Annotated in this window: 19 protein-coding genes; 13 read left to right on the top strand and 6 right to left on the bottom strand. The window is 70.8% G+C overall.

Annotated features, from left to right (window positions below; translation table 11 throughout):
- Positions 1-129 precede the first annotated feature (129 nt).
- The 4 genes from ACTWPT_RS16475 to ACTWPT_RS16490 all read left to right on the top strand — a co-directional run bounded on the left by ACTWPT_RS16475 (position 130) and on the right by ACTWPT_RS16490 (position 2,887).
- The gene (locus ACTWPT_RS16475) at positions 130-927 is read left to right on the top strand and encodes a TIGR00730 family Rossman fold protein (RefSeq protein WP_443178241.1); all 798 of its coding nucleotides are present in this window, start codon (positions 130-132) and stop codon (positions 925-927) included.
- A gap of 11 nt (positions 928-938) precedes the next feature.
- Positions 939-1,523 carry a TIGR00730 family Rossman fold protein gene (locus ACTWPT_RS16480; protein ID WP_443178242.1) on the top strand — a complete coding sequence of 195 codons (585 nt, stop codon included), beginning with the start codon at positions 939-941 and terminating at the stop codon, positions 1,521-1,523.
- A gap of 81 nt (positions 1,524-1,604) precedes the next feature.
- The gene (locus ACTWPT_RS16485) at positions 1,605-2,339 is read left to right on the top strand and encodes a hypothetical protein (RefSeq protein ID WP_443178243.1); all 735 of its coding nucleotides are present in this window, start codon (positions 1,605-1,607) and stop codon (positions 2,337-2,339) included.
- Between the two features lie 29 nt (positions 2,340-2,368).
- Positions 2,369-2,887 (top strand): DNA-3-methyladenine glycosylase I, encoded by a 519-nt coding sequence (locus ACTWPT_RS16490; RefSeq protein WP_443178297.1) that lies wholly within the window; start codon positions 2,369-2,371, stop codon positions 2,885-2,887.
- On the opposite strand, the gene ACTWPT_RS16495 is transcribed toward ACTWPT_RS16490, so the two are convergent.
- The 3 genes from ACTWPT_RS16495 to ACTWPT_RS16505 are packed head-to-tail and all read right to left on the bottom strand — an operon-like array spanning position 2,847 to position 6,622.
- A complete protein-coding gene (locus ACTWPT_RS16495; protein WP_443178244.1) occupies positions 2,847-5,060 on the bottom strand; it encodes a polysaccharide lyase 8 family protein in 2,214 nt (737 codons plus the stop codon). The genes ACTWPT_RS16490 and ACTWPT_RS16495 overlap by 41 nt on opposite strands.
- A 12-nt stretch (positions 5,061-5,072) precedes the next feature.
- Entirely contained in the window at positions 5,073-5,834 is a 762-nt protein-coding gene (locus ACTWPT_RS16500; protein WP_443178298.1) for an enoyl-CoA hydratase-related protein, read from the bottom strand.
- A gap of 11 nt (positions 5,835-5,845) precedes the next feature.
- Positions 5,846-6,622: a PaaX family transcriptional regulator gene (locus ACTWPT_RS16505; RefSeq protein WP_443178245.1), complete on the bottom strand. Its 777-nt coding sequence runs from the start codon at positions 6,620-6,622 to the stop codon at positions 5,846-5,848.
- Between the two features lie 180 nt (positions 6,623-6,802).
- On the opposite strand from ACTWPT_RS16505, the gene ACTWPT_RS16510 reads away from it, so the two are divergent.
- Positions 6,803-6,970, top strand: coding sequence for a DUF3117 domain-containing protein (locus tag ACTWPT_RS16510; RefSeq protein ID WP_020545024.1), 168 nt, complete (start codon positions 6,803-6,805; stop codon positions 6,968-6,970).
- 80 nt (positions 6,971-7,050) lie between these two features.
- A complete protein-coding gene (locus ACTWPT_RS16515) occupies positions 7,051-8,460 on the top strand; it encodes a leucyl aminopeptidase (RefSeq protein WP_443178246.1) in 1,410 nt (469 codons plus the stop codon).
- Positions 8,461-8,539: 79 nt separating this feature from the next.
- On the opposite strand, the gene ACTWPT_RS16520 is transcribed toward ACTWPT_RS16515, so the two are convergent.
- Positions 8,540-9,178, bottom strand: a complete 639-nt coding sequence (locus ACTWPT_RS16520; protein WP_443178247.1) for an O-methyltransferase — start codon at positions 9,176-9,178, stop codon at positions 8,540-8,542.
- Between the two features lie 186 nt (positions 9,179-9,364).
- Between ACTWPT_RS16520 and sigE the strand changes: the two genes are divergently transcribed.
- From sigE to ACTWPT_RS16545, 5 genes are all read left to right on the top strand, one after another.
- Complete coding sequence (sigE, locus tag ACTWPT_RS16525) at positions 9,365-9,997, top strand: RNA polymerase sigma factor SigE (protein ID WP_443178248.1); 633 nt, start codon at positions 9,365-9,367, stop codon at positions 9,995-9,997.
- Position 9,998: 1 nt separating this feature from the next.
- A complete protein-coding gene (locus ACTWPT_RS16530; RefSeq protein ID WP_443178249.1) occupies positions 9,999-10,520 on the top strand; it encodes an anti-sigma factor family protein in 522 nt (173 codons plus the stop codon).
- A 168-nt stretch (positions 10,521-10,688) separates the two neighbouring features.
- Positions 10,689-12,701, top strand: a complete 2,013-nt coding sequence (locus ACTWPT_RS16535) for a trypsin-like peptidase domain-containing protein (protein ID WP_443178250.1) — start codon at positions 10,689-10,691, stop codon at positions 12,699-12,701.
- Between the two features lie 446 nt (positions 12,702-13,147).
- The gene (locus ACTWPT_RS16540) at positions 13,148-13,513 is read left to right on the top strand and encodes a sec-independent translocase (protein WP_443178251.1); all 366 of its coding nucleotides are present in this window, start codon (positions 13,148-13,150) and stop codon (positions 13,511-13,513) included.
- Positions 13,514-13,541: 28 nt separating this feature from the next.
- The gene (locus tag ACTWPT_RS16545) at positions 13,542-13,949 is read left to right on the top strand and encodes a hypothetical protein (RefSeq protein WP_443178252.1); all 408 of its coding nucleotides are present in this window, start codon (positions 13,542-13,544) and stop codon (positions 13,947-13,949) included.
- Here ACTWPT_RS16545 and ACTWPT_RS16550 read toward each other — a convergent pair.
- Positions 13,946-14,899, bottom strand: coding sequence for an EamA family transporter (locus ACTWPT_RS16550; protein WP_443178253.1), 954 nt, complete (start codon positions 14,897-14,899; stop codon positions 13,946-13,948). The genes ACTWPT_RS16545 and ACTWPT_RS16550 overlap by 4 nt on opposite strands.
- A 96-nt stretch (positions 14,900-14,995) precedes the next feature.
- On the opposite strand from ACTWPT_RS16550, the gene ACTWPT_RS16555 reads away from it, so the two are divergent.
- Together ACTWPT_RS16555 and ACTWPT_RS16560 are read left to right on the top strand one after the other, a co-directional pair.
- On the top strand, positions 14,996-16,198 hold the full coding sequence (locus ACTWPT_RS16555) for a magnesium transporter MgtE N-terminal domain-containing protein (protein WP_443178254.1): 1,203 nt from the start codon (positions 14,996-14,998) through the stop codon (positions 16,196-16,198).
- Entirely contained in the window at positions 16,195-16,665 is a 471-nt protein-coding gene (locus ACTWPT_RS16560) for a DUF1003 domain-containing protein (RefSeq protein WP_443178255.1), read from the top strand. The genes ACTWPT_RS16555 and ACTWPT_RS16560 overlap by 4 nt, the downstream gene beginning before the upstream one ends.
- Here ACTWPT_RS16560 and ACTWPT_RS16565 read toward each other — a convergent pair.
- On the bottom strand, positions 16,646-17,110 hold the full coding sequence (locus ACTWPT_RS16565; RefSeq protein WP_443178256.1) for a MarR family winged helix-turn-helix transcriptional regulator: 465 nt from the start codon (positions 17,108-17,110) through the stop codon (positions 16,646-16,648). The two genes, ACTWPT_RS16560 and ACTWPT_RS16565, sit on opposite strands and share 20 nt — an antisense overlap.
- Positions 17,111-17,129: the final 19 nt, after the last annotated feature.

Raw genomic sequence — 17,129 nt, forward strand, 5'->3', positions numbered from 1 at the left:
AGATTTTTTCTGCGATTGTTCTACCCCGCTTACCTGGGGTTTCGCCCACAGGGGGCAGTCTAGGCCGCTGAACGGGTAGGAGCGCGGGCCTGGACGCGGCCGCAGGCGAGAGGGACTAGCGTGATCCACATGGAACAAATACGTCGAGAACGCCGCCAGGGCCAGGCCGTGGTCCGCGGCAACCTCGTCCCCAGCTCCACGCACGACCAGCGGCTGCTCGCCCGCCAGGGACCCTCCGACTGGGTCCACATGGACCCGTGGCGGGTGATGCGCATCCAGTCGGAGTTCGTGGAGGGCTTCGGGCAGCTGGCCGAGCTGCCGCCGGCGGTCACGGTCTTCGGCTCGGCACGCACCGGCCCCGAGTCGCCCGACTACGGGATGGGCCGGGCCCTCGGGCGGGCGCTGGCCGAGGCCGGCTACGCCGTGATCACCGGCGGCGGGCCCGGTGTCATGGAGTCGGCCAACCGGGGCGCGAAAGACGTGGACGGCGCGATCTCGGTCGGGCTCGGCATCGAGCTGCCGTTCGAGCAGCGCATGAACGACTACGTGGACCTCGGCATCGAGTTCCGCTACTTCTTCGTGCGCAAGACGATGTTCGTGAAGTACTCGTGCGGCTTCATCGCCCTGCCCGGCGGCTTCGGCACGCTGGATGAGCTGTTCGAGGCGCTGACACTGGTGCAGACCCACAAGGTCACGTCCTTCCCCGTGGTGCTGATGGGCTCCGAGTTCTGGGGCGGGCTGCTGGAGTGGATCAAGGGCACCCTGCTCGGCAGTGGCAAGATCGCCTCCCACGATCTCGACCTGATCAGCGTCACCGACGACCCCGACGAGGCCGTGCGCATCATCGTGGACGCCGACCTGGCCCGCTCCCAGCAGCGCGAGGAAGAATTCGAGGCCGCCCACGTGCAGACCGCGGAGCCCCAATAGGCTTCATCCCCGTGAACATCTGCGTCTTCTGCGCCTCCAGCCTCCGCATCGACGACAAGTACATCGAGCTGGCCGGGCAGGTGGGCACCGAACTCGCCAAGCGCGGGCACACCCTCGTGAGCGGCGGCGCCACCGTCTCCTGCATGGGCGCCGTCACCTCGGCGGCCCGTGCGGCCGGCGGGCGCACGATCGGCGTGATCCCGCAGGTCCTGGTGGACATCGAGATCGCGGACGAGGAGTCGGACGAGCTGATCGTCACGGCCGGCATGCGCGAGCGCAAGGGCCTCATGGACGCCCGTTCCGACGCGTTCCTCGTGCTGCCCGGCGGCATCGGCACGCTGGAGGAGCTTTTCGAGATCTGGACCGCGCGCACGCTCGGCATCCACGACCGCCCCCTGGTCGTCCTCGACCCCTGGGGCCTGTACGAGCCGCTCAAGCAGCTGGTCAGCAACATGTACGACGAGGGCTTCACCCGGGCCGCGGTCTTCGACGCGATCTCCTGGACCACCACGGTCGAGGAGGCGCTCGCCCGCCTGGAGGCCCGCCTCCGGCCGGTCCGGCCGAGCGTCGCCGAGCTCGGCGAGTCCACCGGCTGACCAGCGCACTGTCCGCCCGGACAGGTACGGGCTGAGGCAAGTGCGGACCTCATGCCCCGATGGTATGAGTACGATGCCAATGTGCTGGTCATACTCGCCATCGCCGCCATCGCCATCTTGGCCTGCGTGGTCCTGGTCTCCCTCGGCAGGGGCGGAGAGCTGACCGAGTTCCCGCCGGACGTGCCGCCGCTCGACCTGCCCGAGCCGGGGCAGCTCACGGCGGTCGACTTCATGGCGCTCCAACTGCCGGTCAACCTCGTCGGCTACCACACGGCGAGCGTCGATGAGACCCTGCGCCGGGCCGCCAACGCGATCAGTGCCCGCGACACCAGGATCGCGGTGCTGGAGCAGCGGGTCTCCGAGCTGCTGTCCAGCCGGCTGCACGCGCGCCAGGAGGTGTACGCGGCACCGGGCGGCGCTCTGCGTACCGACCACTCGCCCGAGGCGCCGGCCGTCGCCAGGGAGCTGCCGGAGTCGGGCGATCCCATGTCGGCGAGCGGGACGACGGTGTCCTGGGACGAGGGCGCGAATGCGGCGCACGCGCCGGAAAGCCCGGAGTGGCGACTGCACACGGGCAACGGCGCGGCCTCCCCCGCTGAGGAGCCGTCCTCTGGGGAAGAGGCCGCCGACCGGCCGGACGACCTGGACCACAAGCCGGGCGACCTGGATGACAAGCCGGACGACCTGGATGACGAGCCGGACGAGGCGAAGCCCGGGGACGAGGCCGGCGCATCGGACGAGCCGGAGGGCGAGACCGGGGCCGCCGAGCAGCGCGTACGCGCCACGCTGGGCAAGGACGGGGACGAGCGTCCGTGACCGAGCCCATCCGCTGCAGCTGGACGGGCATGTCCGACCCGATGTACCTGACCTACCACGACGAGGAGTGGGGCCGCCCGGTCAAAGGCGACGACTCGGTCTTCGAGCGGGTCGCGCTGGAGGCGTTCCAGTCGGGTCTGTCGTGGCTGACGATCCTGCGTAAGCGGGAGAACTTCCGCGCCGCGTTCGACGGCTTCGCCATCGCCAAGGTGGCCGCCTATTCCGAGCGGGACGTGGAGCGGCTGCTCGGCGACGTGGGCATCGTACGCAACCGCGCCAAGATCGAAGCGGCTGTCCACAACGCCAGGGCCGCGCTCGACCTCCCCGACGGCCTGTCGGAGCTGGTGTGGCGCTTCGCCGACCCGGACGCGCCGGTGCCGAAGTCGATGGCCGACGTGCCCGCCACCACGCCCGGCTCCAAGGCGCTGGCCAAGGAGCTGAAGAAGCACGGCTTCAGGTTCGTCGGCCCGACCACGGCCTACGCGCTGATGCAGGCCATCGGCCTGGTCAACGATCATCTCGAGGATTGCGTGGCGCGTACACGGTGAGCTCGGCCGTGTGGGTGCGCCCGAGCGAGCCGCCGAGCGCGACGGTGACGGCCGGATGTGCTCCCGGCCGTACCGAGACGGTGTCGTCGGCCCGGGCGACGCCGCGCGCCGGGCGGTCGAGCGTCACGGTCACGGCGTCCACCGTCCTGCTCGGATCGGCCACGGCCACCAGGATCCGCCCGCTGGTCCGCCGTACGAGCAGCGCGCAGGGCGCGTCCACGCGGACGCCGTCGACCTCGCCCGCCGCCCAGAACGTGGCCGCCAGTAACCCGCGCATGCGCACGGCCTGGACCTGCGGCGAGTTGGCCACCACCCGGATGGGACGCGACCCGCGGAAGGCGCGCGTGCGCTCGCGTGAGGCGTTGGGCAGCAGCACGTAGGCGTAGGAGGCGTCCACGGGGTCGATGCCGTGGTCGAACCAGAAGGTCACGTAGCGTCGCGTGACGGGGTGGGATGCGCCGCGTGTGTCCTCGCCCTTGTTGATCTCGCGCCACCTGGCCGTCCGCTTCTCCACCAGGGTCAGCGCCCCGTCCAGCACGTAGCCGCCGACCCCTGGCAGGTGCGCCCAGCCGTCCCCCAGGTACGGCTCCGCGTCCGTGGCGCGGTTCTCCACCACGGTCTCGACGCCGTGGCCGCCGGAGCCTGTGATGCCGCTGCCCAGCGCCACTACGGCCGTGTCCAGGCAGAACCAGGACTTGCGTGCCCGCAGGCCGCTCCCGTCGCCGGCCAGCTCCATGGCGGCGGCGCCGTACCGGCCCTCGAGCACCGCGCCGCCGGCCCACGCGTTGTCCGGGCGGTAGGCGCGGAACGACAGGTCCTCGCGCTCGCGCGTGTCCACCGTGGTGCCCGGCAGCCGGTACGGGTTCACCGTCGGCCAGAATTCCTCGCCGTACTGGCCCAGCTCGCCCGTGTAGAGGTAGGTCATGCCGTCGCCGGTGTACCACCCGTGCAGGTTCTCCCCGTTGATCGCCTCGTAGGCGGCGATCCGCCGCGACGACAGGCTGATCGCGAACGACCAGCCGGGCCGCCGGTGCACCACCCGGTCCATCGACGGGAACACGAAGTGCCCCACCGGCCCCGCCGCGGCGTCGATCGTCGTGTCGTCCAGCACCGCGACCGCGCGCCGCGTCTCCGGCACGTCCGCCTGCTCCAGGTAGGGCCGGTTGCCGCCGCGCTCGATCCAGCCCTTGGCCAGCTCCGCGAACCGGCCCCGGTACGGCTCCGGCGCGCAGCGCGCGAGCAGCAGCACGGCGCCGATCGCGGCGTGCCCGGCCACGCGGTCGGAGAACCTCTGGCGGGTGACCGCCCGCCCCCTCACGGTGTCCATCAGCAGCCCGTCGTGCATGAACGGGGCGAAGGACCGCTCGACCGCGTCGAGCACCACCGCCCGCCCGGGATCGCTCACCTCCCAGGGCGATCCGTGGAGCAGCGCCAGCGTGCCGGCGACCGCGATGAGCAGGGACAACCCGTACGAGCCTGTGTAGGCCACGTCCTCGTGCTGGATGAATGACCCGTCGCGGTAGAAGCCGTCGCCGGACTCGACGTAGTGGAACACGCCGCCCCGCACGTCGGACAGCCCGTCGCGGGCCGCCGCCAGCTTGGCGGCGCTGTGCCCGGCCACGCCGCGCAAAGCGACGATGAACGCCTTGTCCGCCAGGTTCGCCCCGGCCTCGCACGCCGCGGGGTTGCCCGCGCGGTGGCCGGCGTCAGGGCAGAACCGGTCGATCGCCCCCAGGTACGCCGCCCGCCTGCCGGCGTCGAGCCGGTCCCCGAGCAGCACGCATGTCCGGCTCAGCTCCGCAGGCGTGCCGATCTCCCAGAACCACCAGTTGCCCGTCTCCGGGAGCCGCTCGTTGTAGTGGCGCTCGTGGAGCAGGTCGAGCGCGGCCACCACGCGTGCCGCGACGGCGTCGTCGCCGTGCTGCGCGGTGCCCGGCGTGGCCCAGGCCGTCGCGATCCGCCGCAGGCGGCCGTAGCTGCCGGTCACGTTGCCCGGACTGCCGTCCAGCGGGAGATCCGGCCAGGTCAAGCCGGGTGTCATCGCGGCCACCCAGCCACTGGCCCGCTCGCTGAGCCTGGCCAGGGGAGCGGCGTAGACGGGATCGGAGGCGTCGATGTCGCCGCCGGTGAGCAGGTCGAGCGCGGTCGCCCTGAGTGCGTCGAAGTCGTGCATCCGATGGTCGCGTCACTCGCCGCGGAACGTGGGGCGTTCCTTGGCGAGGAAGGCGCGGGTGGCGTTCAGATGGTCTCGGGTGGCGGCGCATTTGTCCTGGAGTTCGGCTTCCACGGCCAGTGAGTCCGGCAGCGAGTGCGTCGCCGAGTAGGCCAGCGCTCGCTTGGTCGCCGCGTACGCCAGGGTTGGGCCCTGCGCGAGGCGCGCCGCCAGCTCGTGTGCCGTCTTCAGCACGTCGTCCGCGGGCACCACGCGCGTGACCAGCCCCAGCTCCAGCGCGCGGGACGCGTCGAGCGGCTCGCCCAGCAACATCAGCTCGGCGGCGCGGCCGGGCCCCACCAGGCGCTGCAGCGTCCACGACGCGCCCGAGTCCGGCGCCAGGCCGATCCCGGCGAACGCCAGCGCGAACTTGGCCTTCTCCGAGGCGACCCGCAGGTCGCAGGCGAACGCCAGGGACGCGCCCGCGCCGGCGGCCACGCCGTTGACCGCGGCCACCACCGGCTTGGGCATGGTGGTGATCAGCTCCACGATCGGGTTGTAGTGCCGGTGAACGGTGCCGGCCAGACCGCGGCCCGCCTCCAGGTTGTCGGCGTGCTCGCGCAGGTCCTGGCCCGCGCAGAAGGCCCGTCCCGCGCCGGTGAGCAGAACGGCCCTGATCGCGGGGTCGCCCGCGGCCCGGCGCACCGCGTCGAGCAGGGCGTCCTTGAGCTCGGCGGTCAGCGAGTTCATCGCGTCGGGACGGTCGAGCGTGATGACGGCGACGGCGTCGGCCATGTCGTAGCGGATCAAATCAACTCCCTGTCGACGAACGCGGCGGCTGCGGGAAGCAGCCGGGCGGCCTCCTGCTCGAAATAGGCCCTGGCCTTCTCACCCGGCCAGCCGGCGGGCAGCAGCTCGGGTGGCAGGCCGGGATCGCGGAACAGGAAGTTGCGCCATCCGTGCACGAGCCTGCTCCTGGCCGCGAACACCTGGTCGTCCTGGGCCGATTCGGGCAGCGTGCTGATCAGCGTGACAGCCTCGGCGTGCCACTGCTCGTACGCCTCGCCGATGGCCGTCAGATCCCACGCCCGCGCCACCAGCTCGCGCGGGTCGCCCTCCAGCGCCGCGTCGAACCTGTCGGCCCGCACGCGCTCGCTCTCCAGCAGGTTGTCCAGCTCGATCGACGAGCGTGGACCGATCCAGGTCGTCTCCGACAGCGCCGCGTAGCCAAGGAACGTCAGGTCGGCCCGCAGCCGCTCTCTGCGCGGCCGCTCCTTGACCGCCTCCAGGACGATCATGTGCCAGCGGCCGTGCCAGGTGAGGGTCCCGGCTCGGTAAATTCTCAAGGCCGCCTCATCGAGCCGCCTGACGCATTTCGGCGTGAGCCCGTACCCGGCGCCTTGAGTGAGCCTGATCGGCCGCAGCCAGCCTTGCCGCACCATGCGCGAGACGGCCGTGCGGACGGCGGGAGCCGCTATTTCCAGGGGTTTCATGAGCCGGACGAGCGCGGCGACGGACGCCTGTCCGCCGCGCGAGATCAGGTGGTCTCCGTAGAGATCGAAGAGGGCGGCGCGAGCGTGCACGCAGTCCAGTTTGGACGTCCTTGCACTCCGCGACAACGCATTCTGGGAGGAGATCGTTACCCATGAGCGCTCTCGATGCGGGAGAATGGGACATCACAGAAGACGTGAATGCGCCGACCACCCCCTCGGGAGGTCGGAATCGCGGGGCCGCGGGAGCCCAAGGCAGGAAGGGATGCACGCATGGCGGCGATGAAGCCGCGGACCGGCGATGGTCCGCTCGAGGTCACCAAGGAAGGGCGCGGCATTGTCATGCGGGTCCCCCTGGAGGGTGGCGGCCGGCTCGTCGTGGAGATCTCCGCCGACGAGGCAAAGGCGCTCGGTGAGGCGTTGAAGAACGTCGTCGGCTGAGCGCTCCCGAGAGACCACCTGATCCACGACCCTGGCGTAGTCCGGCGCCAGGGTCGCTGACGTTCAAGGAGAGATCTTCCGTGCCCATTGAGACCACTGCCTCGGTGGTCGCCGAGGTTTCCGACGACGCCGATCTGCTGGCCGTCCCTTATGCCTCCGATCTCGACCCCGCTCATGTGGTCGAGCTCCACGTGCCGGTGCGCGACCTGCTGTCCCACTACGAGGCCAAGGGGGAGGCCGGGGAGATCGTCGAGGTGCCGGTGGCCCGGGCCGGCGGCGTGGGCCGGGTCCTGTTCTACGGCGTCGGCGACGGGTCGCCGCGTGCCCTGCGCAGGGCGGGAGCCGCACTGGTCCGCAGGGTCAAGGGCAGGGACACGCTGTCCGTGGTGGCGCCGGAGGGCGACGTGGCGGCGTTCGCCGAGGCGGCGCTGCTGGCGGCGTACTCGTTCAAGATCGGTAACGAGGGCAAGAAGCCCGTGCGGGCACTGGCGCTCGCCGGGGCCGACGAGGCCGCCGTGGGCCGCGCGCAGACCGTGGCCCAGGCGGTGGCGCTGGCCCGCGACCTGGCCAACACGCCGTCCTCGGTCAAGAACCCCGCCTGGCTCGCCGAGCGCGCCGCCGAGAGCGACCTGCCGGTGCGGGTCTGGGACGAGGAGCAGCTGCAGGCTGACGGGTTCGGCGGCATCCTGGCCGTCGGGCGGGGCTCGGCCAGCCCGCCCAGGCTCATCCAGATCTCCTATACGCCCGCCGAGCCGTCCGACCGCCACGTGGTGCTCGTGGGCAAGGGGATCACGTTCGACTCCGGCGGGTTGTCGCTCAAGCCCACCGACAACATGAAGACCCAGAAGACCGACATGGCGGGCGGGGCCGTCGTGATCGCCGTCCTGGGCGCGCTGGCGCGGCTGGGCGCGCCCGTACGGGTCACCGGGCTGATCGCCGCCGCCGAGAACATGCCGTCGGGCACCGCTCAGCGGCCCACCGACGTCATCAAGCACTACGGCGGCCGCACGGTCGAGGTGCTCAACACCGACGCCGAGGGGCGGCTCGTGCTGGCCGACGCGCTCGCCTACGCCGACGCGGCGCTCGACCCCGACGCGGTCGTGGACATCGCCACGCTCACCGGGGCGATCAGCGTGGCGCTCGGCCGCAACGTGGGCGCCGTCTACGCCACCGACGACGTGCTGGCCAAGGAGCTCGTGGACGCCGGGCAGACCAGTGACGACCTGCTGTGGCGGATGCCGCTGATCGAGGACTACACGCCCGCGCTGGAGTCGTCGATCGCCGACCTGGCCAACGTGGAGGTGGGGTCGAGGTTCGGGGCCGGGTCCATCACGGCGGCGTTGTTCCTGCGGGAGTTCGCGGGCCGGCGGCCGTGGGCGCATCTCGACATCGCCGGGGTCGGGCGCAGCACTGTGGACGAGGGCACGCTCAGCAAGGGGGCCACGGGCTTCGGCGTACGGGTCCTCTTGGAGTGGCTCACCCGTTCCTGACCACCGGCTCTCGCCGGAGAGACCCGCCGGTCCCCTTCGGGTCTCCCAGAGGGACCGGTGCCGAAGTGCGTGGACGAGGCTAGTCGGAGACCTTGACGGCGGCGAGCAGGCCGTCGCCCAGGGGCATGAGCACCGAGCGCAGGCGGTCGTCCGACTGCACCAGCTTGCCCACCTCGCGCAGCGTCACCGTCTCCGGGTCGCGTTGCGCGGGATCGGCCACACGGTTGTGCCACAACATGTTGTCGAAGGCCACGATCCCGCCCACCCGCAGCAGCCGGACCGCCTCGGCGAGGTAGTCGGCGTACTCCTGCTTCGCGCCGTCGGCGAACACCATGTCATAGCCACCGTCTGACAGTCGCGGCAGCACGTCGAGCGCCCGCCCCGAGATGAGCCGCACCCGCCCCCCGGAGAATCCCGCCTCCGCGAACGCCTGCCGGGCCAGCCTCTGGTGCTCGGGCTCGACGTCGACACTCGTCAGCGTGCCGTCGGCCCGCATGCCGCGCAGCAGCCACAGACCGGAGACGCCGCATCCCGTGCCGATCTCCACGACCGACTTGGCGTTGACAGCCGTGGCGAGGAAGCACAATGCCGCCCCGCCACCGGGAAGGATGGGTGTGGCCCCCATCTCCAGCCCGCGCTGCCGCGCCGCGTGGATGATCTCATCCTCGTGATGAAACTGCTCCGCATAGGCCAGAGTGGCCTCCACCTGACTGGTCATCGGCCGCCTCCCCCCACTTTCGTGCGATTGGTCGCAAAGGGTCATACAGGTGATTGGCACCGATCGCAGCCTAGGGGAGACACGCCGGGACGGGAACTCAGGAGGGTCCCGAGGCGTTGCAGGTTTAAACGGGCTTTGCCGGTCCGCAGGGCAGGCAGTGCGCACGAAGGGACGAAACCAGGCACTATGGCGATAGCGGTGGTCCCAGAGAGAGGAGTTCTGGTGGACGAAAGCGACCACCAGACGAATGCTCCCGTGTCGTCTGACTGGACGCCTCCTACGTGGGAGGAAGTCGTGCGGACCCATTCCGCACGCGTGTATCGGCTTGCGTACCGGCTGACCGGCAACGTTCACGATGCCGAGGACCTCACTCAGGAGGTCTTCGTCCGGGTTTTCAGGTCGCTGTCAAGCTACACCCCCGGCACGTTCGAGGGGTGGCTGCACCGGATCACGACGAACCTGTTCCTCGACATGGCGCGGCGCAAGCAGCGCATCAGGTTCGAGGGACTGGCCGACGACGCCGCCGAGCGGCTGCGCGGCCGGGAGCCGTCACCGGCGCAGGCGTTCGACGACGCCCACCTGGAGCCCGACATCCAAGCAGCCCTCGATGCACTCGCACCCGAGTTCCGGGCCGCGATCGTGTTGTGCGACATCGAGGGCCTGTCCTATGAGGAGATCGCGGCCACGCTCGGCGTCAAGCTGGGTACGGTCCGAAGCCGTATTCACCGTGGCCGGGCGCAGTTGCGGGAGGCGCTCGAGCATCGGGCCCCGCGCAATTCTCAACTCCCCCCGACCGTGATCCGTGGGGAGGAAGTCTGACATGGCTCATCTTGGAGAACGTCTTTCCGCGCTCGTCGATGGGGAGCTCAACCACCACGAACGCGAGCGCGCGCTGGCGCATCTGACCTTCTGCGCTGACTGCCGGCACGAGGTCGAGTCGATGCGGGCGCTGAAGTCGCGCCTGCGCTCGCTCGACACCCCGGCGATGCCCGCCGACCTGACGATGTCCCTGCTCCGGATGGCGGAGCCGGGTGGTCCGCTGCCGCCGAGGGAGCGCCCTTTCCCGGCGCGTACGTTCGGGGGAGTGCCCATCCCTGGGCCGCACAGCATCGCTCCCCTGGACAACCGCCCGCGCAGGGACGCGACTGGTGGGGCTGCGGGCCCTGGACGCGCTGGTAGGCGGCGGAGCGGCTACGTCGCGGTCGGCGTGGTCTCGGCCGCCGTGGCGCTCGGGACGTTCTTCGCCGTCTCCGGCACGGGGCAGGATCCCAGGACGCCGCCGGTCGAGTTGTGGAAGGTGCAGCAGTCGCCGACCAACTCGCCATCGATCGCCACTCCGTAACGTCCGGATATGCCGGTGATGACTCCTATTGGCGTAGTTGCCGACTCTAAGGGCATACGATCTGGGTTCGGGATTTGTTACGTCTGGGCGGAACGATCTGCTTTATAACCCTCGTATGCCGCAAGAGTGAGGATTGCGGTGGCCGAGCCAAGGAGTGGTGAGACTTAGATGACCGACGAGACGCGCCCCACCGAAGGACGCACGCCGTCGGACTACCCCGAACCACTGGGGCGGCCGGAGTTCCTGCCCGCGGAGCATCCGGCCGATCAGCCGGGCCAGCGGCCGGAACCACCCGCCTCGTTCGGCGCGTCATGGGGCGACCCGTCAGGGCGTTCCGAGGTCGCCGGCGCGCCGCCGTACGAGAGTCGCTCGTACGACGCCGCCCCCCGGCCTTCCTACGGCAGCCCATCCTTCTCCACCGACAACCCCTACGGCTCCACCGACAACCCGTACGGCGGGACGTCTTCCTACGACGGCGCCTCTTCGTACGACGGCCCCTCTTCGTATGGCGGGCCGGACAACGGCACGCGGTCGTACGAGAGCCCGTCCTTCGGCGGGCCTTCTGACGGCGGCACCCGGTCATACGAGAGTCCTTCATTCGGCCCTCCCGACGGTGGCCCGTCCTACGGCAGTTCCTCCTACGGCGGTCCGTCCTTCGACCGGTCGGACAGCGGTCCATCGTTCGGTGCACCCGACGGCGGTCCCGCGTTCGACCGGTCGGACAGCGGTCCTTCGTTCGGTGCACCCGACGGTGCTCCTGTGCTCGGCGGGTCGGACAGTGGTCCTTCGTTCGGTCGGCCCGACGGTGCTCCTGTGTTCGGCCGGCCCGACGGTGCTCCTTCGTTCGGCGGGTCGGACAGTGGTCCTTCGTTCGGTCGACCCGACGGTGGTCCTTCGTTCGGCGGACCGGACAGCGGGGGGCGGTCTTATGACAACCCGCCGTTCGGTGGCGGTGGCGCACCGCCGCCTCCGCCACCGCGCCCGCTCGGCATGGGCCCCGGGTGGGGGCCGCCGCCTCCGGGCGGGCAGGGACCGGGCGCGACGGCCCGGCGTGGTCCGGGCCTCGGCGTCCTGGTCGCGATCGCCGTGACCATCGCCCTCCTGGCCTCCGCGCTCGGCAGCGTCGGCACGTACGTGCTCACCAAGCCGAGCAGCGGCAACGACCCCTCCTACAGCCTCGGACCGCTGCCGACCGGCGCCACCAACCGCGCGCCTGACTCGGTGGCGGGCGTGGCCGCGCGGGTGCTGCCCAGCGTGGTCTCGCTCGAGGTCGGCAACGGCTCCAGCACCGAGGGCGCGTCCGGGTCCGGGTTCCTGATCAAGAACGGGTACGTGGTCACGAACAACCACGTGGTCTCCCTGGCCGCGCAGGGTGGCGAGATCCAGATCATGTTCAGCAACCGGAAGACCACCTCGGGCCGCATCGTCGGCCGTGACCCGGGCTCCGACCTGGCCGTGGTCAAGCCGGAGGAGACGTTCGGCACCCCGGAGATCACTCTGGGCAACTCCGACCAGGTGGTGGTCGGCGACCCGGTGATCGCCATCGGCTCGCCGCTGGGCCTGACGGGCACGGTCACCACGGGCATCGTCAGCTCGCTCAACCGCCCGGTCATCGCCGGTGACGAGACCGGCACCGGCAACGAGGAGCCCGCGTACATCAGCGCCATCCAGACGGACGCCGCCATCAACCCAGGCAACTCGGGTGGGCCGCTGGTCAACAGCCGGGGCGAGGTCGTCGGCGTGAACTCGGCCATCGCCACTCTCGGCCGGTCGGTGAACAGCCAGAGCGGCAGCATCGGGCTGGGCTTCGCGATCCCGGTCAACCAGACGCGGCGGGTGGCGGAGGAGCTGATCAGCACTGGGCGTGCCAAGCGTCCGAAGATCGGCATCGTGCTGGACAAGGACTATCGGGGGCAGGGCGTGAAGATCGCGTCCGAGCCCGCCGCGGGGCGGCAGCCGGTGGACGCCGGCGGGCCCGCAGACAAGGCCGGGCTCAAGGCCGGTGACATCATCCTGGAGATCGACGGGCTGGCGTTGCAGGACGGGAACGAGCTCATCGCGCTGATCCGGAGCAAAGAGCCGGGGTCCAAGATCACCATCAAGTACCAACGCGACGGCCAGGAACGCACCGCCACGCTGGTCGTGGTTGCCGAGGACGAGCCGACGCCGTCGCCTTCTTAAGGACAATTTAGTTCCTTTACGGCGGGGCCACGTTGGCTCCAAGCGTCGACGCTGGTGGCCGGCCCTCCAGGGGGGACGGTTACCAGCTTCACCGGCGGGCCGCCGTTACGGCGTCCGGGCACCGGCGTCTTCGGGCCCATCCTGGGCGCCGTCCCTTTGCGCCGAGCCCCACCGCACACCACCCCGCCGACCCGGCGCTCCAGCGCTCCTAGGACTCGTGCGGCCCCTAACTCGTCGCCGGTCGCCTGTGCGCCTGTGCATGAGCCGGCCCCATCGTGGCTGGCTGTGGCCGTGAACTCTACGGGCGGCGTCCGTACGGAAAGCGGGGGTTTGGTGCGCTGGCGAAGGAAGCTGGGGAGGGGCGGTCGAGCTATGGCTGGGAGCCCTTAGTCTGTGGGTAGGCCGGGGTTGTCCTCGGAATGGTTGGACGGCTGTAGGAGCTCACGGTGTTCGGACTCGGGTGGGCGGAGATCGGGGCGCTGATCGTGCTGGCGCTGCTCGTCTTCGGTCCCGAAAAACTGCCTCAGGCCGCCGCACAGGCAGGCAGGACGCTGCGCAATCTGCGCCGGATGGCCAACAACGCCCGCGACGACCTGCGCGCCGGCCTGGGCCCGGAGTTCCAGAACTTCGACCCGGCCGACCTCAACCCGCGTAACTTCGTCCGCAAGCACCTCCTCGACGACATCGAGGAAGACTGGAACGACAAGCCGAAGGAGCTGGAGCCCGCCACGACGGCCCCGTACACGCCGGACCCGGTCGTGGACGAGCTGGGTTACGGTGAGCTTCCGCCCTACGACTCGGAAGCGACCTGACGGCCAGGCCGCGAGTAAAGTTCTGAGTGTGAGCGACATCACCGCGGCCATCGAGGAAGGCGCCAAGAAGTCCAGCATCCTCTGGCTCACCCTTGACCGGCCCCGCCTGGCCTGGCATGCCTGGCACGACGGGGCGATCTACCTGGTGACCGGCGGTGAGGAGCAGCGGCTGCCGGGTCTGGAGGCCCTCGAGCGGGTTCACGTGACTCTGCGGAGCAAGGACAACGGCGCCCGGCTGGTGGAGTTCGACGCGGCGGTGTCGGTGGTCGATCAGGCCGCGGCGGCCGACGCCGTTGCGGTGCTGGCCAAGGAGCGGCTCAACGCCCTCGACAGCGAGCACCTCACCGAGCGCTGGGCCGGCGAGTCCGTCGTCCTGCGCCTCACCCCCGACATCGGCGAGACCGCCGAGACCTCCGCGACGACTCCGGGGCGTTAGGCCCGGACGGTCACGGGCTCCTCGGCCGGCGCGGCCGGGGACGGCTGAGGGGAGGCGGTGGCGGTCTGGGCCAGGAGGGCGCCGGACAGGACGATCAGGCCGCCGACGATCTGGAAGAGGCCGAGCGTCTCGCCGAGCAGCGCCCAGGCCACCAGCGCCCCGCCGATGACCTCAAGGGACGCGACTGTGGCGCCCACCGCGGCCGACAGCCGCCGCACGGCGTTCACCCCCAGGATGTACGCGGTCACGGTGGCGATCAGCACCATCCACAGGTACGCGGCGAGCACCGGCAACGTCAGCCCGTCCCCCGACGGCGTGGCCGAGGCGGTGAAGGCGTCCCACGGGATGTTCCAAGGACGCGCGAACGGGATCAGCACCACCGCCGCCCCCGCCATCCCCCAGGCGATCAGCCCGAGCGGATCCACGTCGTCGCCGAAACTATCGCTCATGATGAAATATCCGGCACAGCACGCCCCGGCCAGCAGCCCCAGCAGCAGGCCCAGCGCGTCCAGCCGCAACCCCTGCCACGCCTCCACGACGATCCCGAGGCCCACGACCGCGACGACCGCGCCCACGTAGGCGGCCCGCGCGAGCCGGATCTTCCGCACCACCCGTACCCACGCCACCACCATCACCGGAGCCATGAACTCCAGCAGCAACGCGATTCCCACGGGCAGCCGCGTGATCGCGACGAAGTACAGCGCCTGCACCCCGGCCACCGCCATGACCGCGTACAGCGCGAAGAACGGCAACCTCGACCGCGGGATCCGCAGCGCCTGCGGCCGCACCACGGCCAGCACGGCGAGCAGCAGCAGCCCCGCGCCCGCCATCCGCGTCCAGACAGCCTCGATCGGCGCCAGTCCGGCGGTGATGAGGTATTTGGCCATGGGACCCGAGAACGCGAAACACCACGAAGACACGAACGCGAGCGCCAGCCCCGCATACCTCATCGCACACCACCTGCTACGTAATGACCGTTAACCAGGTTTGATACTGACACGCCGGGCGTCCCGGGCGCAACGGGGCGTCGCTGTTAGCCTGGCCACGTGAAGATCTTCGTGGCCCGGCTGCCGGGGACCCCGGTCTTCGACCCGGCAGGGGATCAGATCGGCCGGGTCAGGGACGTCGTGGTCGGCCTGCGCATCGGCCGCCGGCCCACCGTGCACGGCCTGGTGGTGGAGGTGCAGCCGCGCCGCCGGGTGTTCCTGCCCATCACCCGCGTACGCCGCATCGAGCCGGGCGCCGTCGTCTTCACCGGCCGCATCAACATGCGCAGGTTCGAGCAGCGCGGCACCGAGACGCTGGTCGTCGGCGAGATGCTGGACCTGGCCGTACGCGTCGAGGACGAGCCCATGACGGTCTACGACCTGGCCATGGAGGAGATCAAGCCGTCCACCTGGGAGATCACCGAGGTCGCCGTCTACAAGGGCAGGCGGCGCGAGCCGCGCATCGTGGACTGGAGCGAGGTGTCGGGGTTCGACAAGCTCCAGAAGGACCAGGGGGCGGCGGGGCTGATCGCGGCGTTCGAGTCGATGCGCGCCGCCGACATGGCCAGCGCCCTGCACGAGCTGCCGAGCAAGCGGCGCGTGGAGATTGCCCGCGCGCTCAACGACGACCGGCTGGCCGACGTGCTGGAGGAGCTGCCGCCCGACGACCAGATCGTCATCCTCGGCACGCTGGAGCCGGAGCGGGCGGCCGACGTCCTGGAGGAGATGGGCCCCGACGACGCCGCCGACCTGCTGCACGACCTGCCCGACGAGCAGGCGGCCAGGCTGCTGGCGCTGATGGAGCCGGACGAGGCGGACCCGGTGCGGCGGCTGCTGACCTATCCGGAGGACAGCGCGGGCGGCGTGATGACCAGCGAGCCGGTGATCCTGCCGCCCACCGCCACGGTGGCCGAGGCGCTTGCGAACATCAGGCAGCAGGACCTGACGCCCGCCGTCGCGGCCCAGGTCTACGTGACCCGGCCGCCCACCGAGACGCCGACGGGGACGTACCTGGGCGTCTCGCACTTCCAGCGGCTGCTGCGCGAGCCGCCGTCCACGCTGCTCGGCGCGGTGCTCGACCCGTCGATCGACCCGATCAGGCCGGCGTTCACGCTGATCGAGGTCACCGCCTACTTGGCGCACTACAACCTCGTCGCGGCCCCGGTCGTGGACGAGCTCGGCAGGCTCGTCGGCGCGGTGACCGTGGACGACGTCCTGGACCACCTGCTACCCGAGGACTGGCGCGAGGAGGCCCCGTCATGACCGCCGAACGACTGGACCAGCCCCGTGCGCTGCGCCGCTCGCTGCGGCCGCACTACGACCCGGAGGTTTTCGGCCGCCTGTCGGAGCGGATCGCCCGCTTCCTCGGCACGGCCAGGTTCCTCGTCTACATGACCGTGTTCGTGACGGTCTGGGTGAGCTGGAACTTCGTTGCACCCCCGAACCTCAGGTTCGACCCGTACCCGTTCATCTTCCTCACGCTCATGCTGTCGCTGCAGGCCAGCTACGCCGCGCCGCTCATCCTGCTGGCCCAGAACCGGCAGGCCGACCGGGACCGTATCCAGTACGAGCACGACCGCGAGGTCGCCGATCGTAACCAGGCCGAGATCGAGTACTTGACCCGCGAGATCGCCGGGCTGCGCATGGCGATCAACGAGGTCGCCACCCGCGACTACCTGCGCGCGGAGCTCGGCCGGCTGCTGGACGAGCTCAAGGAGCCGCGCCGCTGATGTTCAGCTTGCCGAGCATGGCCCGGATCTGGGCGATCTCGCCGGCGCCGAGCATGTCGAGGAACTGGGCCCTGATGCCGCGCAGGTAGGTCGGCGTCGCCTCGGCCAGCCGGGCGGCGCCGGCGTCCGTCAGCACCGCGAACAGCCCGCGGGCGTCGTCCGCGCACGCCTCCCGCGACACCAGCCCGTCACGTTGCAGCCGGTCGATGAGCCTGGTCAGGCCGCTGCGGGAGAGCAGCACGCGGTCCGCGAGATCGTTCATGCGCAGCCGCCGCTCTGGCGCCTCGGCCAGCTGCATGAGCACCTCGTAGGAGGCCAGCGGCAGATCGTGGGCGACGAGCAGCTCCGCCTCCAGGTGGCGGGTGATGCGCACCTGGGCACGCTGCAGCAGCCGCCAGACCGTCAGCTCCTCGACGGTCAGGCCGTCGTCGCGCAGGAGAGTCACGGAGTAACCTTAAGACGTT

This window comes from Nonomuraea sp. 3N208, from assembly GCF_052245935.1.
In the GTDB taxonomy this organism is placed as follows: Bacteria; Actinomycetota; Actinomycetes; order Streptosporangiales; family Streptosporangiaceae; genus Nonomuraea.